General features: G+C 72.9%; 2 protein-coding genes. One reads left to right on the forward strand and one right to left on the reverse strand.

The annotated features are described in order from the left end of the window. Positions 1-66: 66 nt before the first annotated feature. On the reverse strand, positions 67-2,004 hold the full coding sequence (locus ACFT55_RS19605) for a phosphoenolpyruvate carboxykinase (GTP) (RefSeq protein ID WP_380245526.1): 1,938 nt from the start codon (positions 2,002-2,004) through the stop codon (positions 67-69). A 129-nt stretch (positions 2,005-2,133) separates the two neighbouring features. Here ACFT55_RS19605 and ACFT55_RS19610 point away from each other — a divergent pair, with 129 nt between their 5' ends. Continuing rightward, complete coding sequence (locus ACFT55_RS19610) at positions 2,134-3,603, forward strand: helix-turn-helix domain-containing protein (RefSeq protein WP_380245527.1); 1,470 nt, start codon at positions 2,134-2,136, stop codon at positions 3,601-3,603. Positions 3,604-3,663: the final 60 nt, after the last annotated feature.

The following is a 3,663-nucleotide window of genomic DNA, read 5'->3' on the forward strand; positions in this document are numbered from 1 at the left end:
GTTGTTCACGTTCTGAGCTCTCAGAACGTGAACAACCACCTGTTCGGCGCCCGGGTCGGTGGGCTGTCAGGCGCCGGCGCCGAGCCGCTCGCGCAGCAGGGAGAGCTGCGCCCAGAGCTGCTCGGGCACCCGGTCGCCGAAGGTGTCGAAGAACTCGGCGGTCAGCGAGGTCTCGGCGAGCCACGCCTCGGCAGGGACGTCGAAGAGCGCGGCGACGTCGTCGTCGGACAGGTCGAGGCCGTCCGTGCTGAGCGCGCCGGGCGCGGGCAGCAGCCCGACGGGGGAGTGCACGGCGCCGGCGTCGGTGCGCAGCCCTCGCGAGCGGTCGAGCTGGGTGACGATCCACTCGACGACGCGCGAGTTCTCGCCGAACCCGGGCCACAGGAAGCGCCCGTCCGCACCCTTGCGGAACCAGTTGACCTGGAACACCTTGGGCCGCTTGTCGGCGTCGAGCCCCTTGCCCACGCGCAGCCAGTGCGCCCAGTGGTCGGCCATGTTGTAGCCGCAGAACGGCATCATCGCGAAGGGGTCGCGGCGCAGCTCGCCGACCGTGCCTTCGGCCGCCGCCGTGCGCTCGGAGCTGATGGTCGCGCCCATGAAGACGCCGTGGTCCCAGCTCGTCGCCTGGGTCACGAGCGGCACGTTCGTGGCGCGCCGGCCGCCGAAGACGATCGCGTCCACGGGCACGCCCGCCGGGTCCTCCCAGACGTCGGCGATCGACGGGCACTGGGCCGCCGCCACGGTGAAGCGGGAGTTCGGGTGCGCGGCCGGGGTGTCGGCGTCCGGCGTCCAGTCGTTGCCCTGCCAGTCCACGAGGTGCGCCGGCGCCTCGGGCGTGAGGCCCTCCCACCACACGTCGCCGTCGTCGGTCAGCGCCACGTTGGTGAAGATCACGTCGTGGGTGAGGGTGTCGATCGCCGTCGGGTTGGTCTCGACGCCGGTGCCGGGCGCGACGCCGAAGAAGCCGGCCTCCGGGTTGATCGCGCGCAGGCGGCCGTCGGGACCGGGGCGCATCCACACGATGTCGTCGCCCAGCGTCTCGACCGTCCAGCCGGGGATGGTGGGACGCAGCATGGCGAGGTTGGTCTTGCCGCAGGCGCTGGGGAACGCGGCGGCCAGGTGGTACTGGCGCTGCTCCGGGGACGTGACCCGCACGAGGAGCATGTGCTCGGCGAGCCAGCCCTCGTCGCGCGCCATCGCCGACGCGATGCGCAGCGCGAAGCACTTCTTGCCCAGCAGCGCGTTGCCGCCGTAGCCCGAGCCGTACGACCAGATCTCGCGCGTCTCGGGGTAGTGGACGATGTACTTCGTGTCGTTGCACGGCCACGGCACGTCCTGGTCGCCGTCGCTGAGGGGCGCACCGACCGAGTGCACGGCCGGGACCCACTGCTGCCCGCCCTCGATGAGGTCCAGGACGGCGGTGGAGACGCGGGTCATCACGTGCATCGACACCACGACGTAGGGCGAGTCCGTGATCTCGATCCCCACCTGCGAGATCGGCCCGCCGACCGGGCCCATGGAGAACGGCACCACGTACATGGTGCGGCCGCGCATCGAGCCGGCGAAGACGTCGGCGAGCTCGGCGCGCATCTCGGCCGGCGCACGCCAGTTGTTGGTCGGGCCGGCGTCCTCCGCGCGCTCCGAGCAGATGAAGGTGCGGGACTCGACGCGCGCCACGTCCGACGGGTGCGAGCGTGCGAGGTAGGAGTTCGGGCGCTTGTCCTCGGCCAGGCGGATCAGCGTCCCCGCCGACACCATCTCGTCGAGCAGGCGCTGCTTCTCCGCGGCGGACCCGTCGCACCAGACGACCCGCGCAGGCTCCGTCAGCGCGGCCACCTCACGCACCCAGGCGCGCGCGTCCCGCGAGGCCGAGGTGGCCTGCGTCGTGCCCGTCGTCGAACCTGGCGCCGTCGCCGCGCCCGCCTGCTCCCCAGGGACCAGGACGTCGGGGGCGAGCTCGGCGATCGCGAGCCGCGTGCGGCGAGGGTTCGCGGTGAAGGTCATCGGATGCTCCGTCCGTCGGCAGGGAGCGGCAGGTGCTCCCCGGGGCTACCTCCAGCGTCTCGCGTCGCCGGACCGACTTTCCAGCCCATCGGCCGTGAAGAATCGCGGATCTTCACATAGAGTCAAACCATGGTGGCGAAGGACGGTCCCGCGGCCGAGTCTCCGGACCTCATCACGCTCGGCCGGCGCATCCGGCACGCGCGGACGTCGCGCGGCCTGACGCTCGAGGCGCTGGGGGAGCAGGTGGGTTCGGCGCCCAGCCTGCTGTCCCTCGTCGAGAACGGGCGGCGCGAGCCCCGCCTGTCGTTGCTGCGGTCGCTGGCGGACGCGCTCGACGTCGCCGTCCCCGACCTGCTCGCCGACGAGCCGCCGTCGCGGCGGGCCGAGCTGGAGATCGCCCTCGAGCGCGCGCAACGCGGGCCGCTGTTCGGCGCGCTCGGCCTGCCGTCGGTCAAGCCGAGCCAGAAGCTCCCCATGCCGGTGCTGGAGCAGCTCGTCGGCCTGCACTCGGAGCTGTCGCGGCGCGAGGAGGAGGCCATCGCCACCCCTGAGGAGGCGCGGCGCGCGAACACCGAGCTCCGGCACGAGCGGCAGGAGCGCGACAACCACTACCCCCACATCGAGGCTCTCGGCGAGGAGCTGACCAAGCGCGCCGGGTACGCCGGGGCGGGCGCGCTGACGCACCGCACCGTCGCGCGCATGGCCGAGCAGCTCGGCCTGACGCTGCTGCACGTGGACGACCTGCCGAGGTCGGCGCGCTCGGTGACGGACCTGGAGAACGGCCGCATCTACCTGCCGCCCGCGTCGATCCCCGGCGGGCACGGCCTGCGGTCCCTGGCGCTGCAGGCGATCGCGCACCGCGTGCTGGGTCACGACCGCCCCCGAAGCTATGCGGAGTTCCTGCGCCAGCGGGTGGAGATCACGTACTTCGCGGCGTGCTGCCTCATCCCGCAGTCCGTGGCCGTCGAGTTCCTGCAGCGGCGCAAGCGCGAGAAGGACCTGGCGGTCGAGGACTTCCGCGACGCGTTCGGCGTCACGCACGAGGCCGCGGCCATGCGCCTGACCAACCTCGCCACCGTGCACCTCGGCATCCCGCTGCACTTCCTGCGGGTGGGCGACGACGGCGCGCTGTTCCGCGGTTACGCCAACGACGGGCTGCCGCTGCCGCAGGACGTCACGGGCGCGATCGAGGGGCAGCTCGTGTGCCGCTGGTGGGCCGGCCGCGAGGCGTTCACTCGTCGTGACCGCGCCACCGAGTCGTACCAGTACACCGACACCCCGGCGGGCACCTTCTGGGACTCGGTGCAGACCGGCACGGGCGCGGACGGGCGGCAGTTCTCCATCACCGTGGGCGTGCCGTACGCGCACGCCAAGTGGTTCCGAGGGCGGGACACGCAGGTGCGCCACGCCTCCACGTGCCCTGACCCGGCGTGCTGCCAGCGCCCGCCGGCCGACCTGGCCCGGCGCTGGGACGGTGTCGCGTGGCCGAGCGCCCGCATGCACCAGCAGGTGCTCGCCGCCCTGCCGCGCGGCGCGTTCCCTGGCGTCGACGACACGGACGTCTTCGCCTTCCTCCAGCGGCACGCCCCCGCCGACTGACCGCTGTGGGTACGAAAACGGCGAGAATTCGCGCCCGGAGTCTCGCCGGGTTCGTACCCA

The sequence above is a fragment of the Isoptericola sp. NPDC057191 genome, from assembly GCF_042670225.1.
In the GTDB taxonomy this organism is placed as follows: domain Bacteria; phylum Actinomycetota; class Actinomycetes; order Actinomycetales; family Cellulomonadaceae; genus Isoptericola.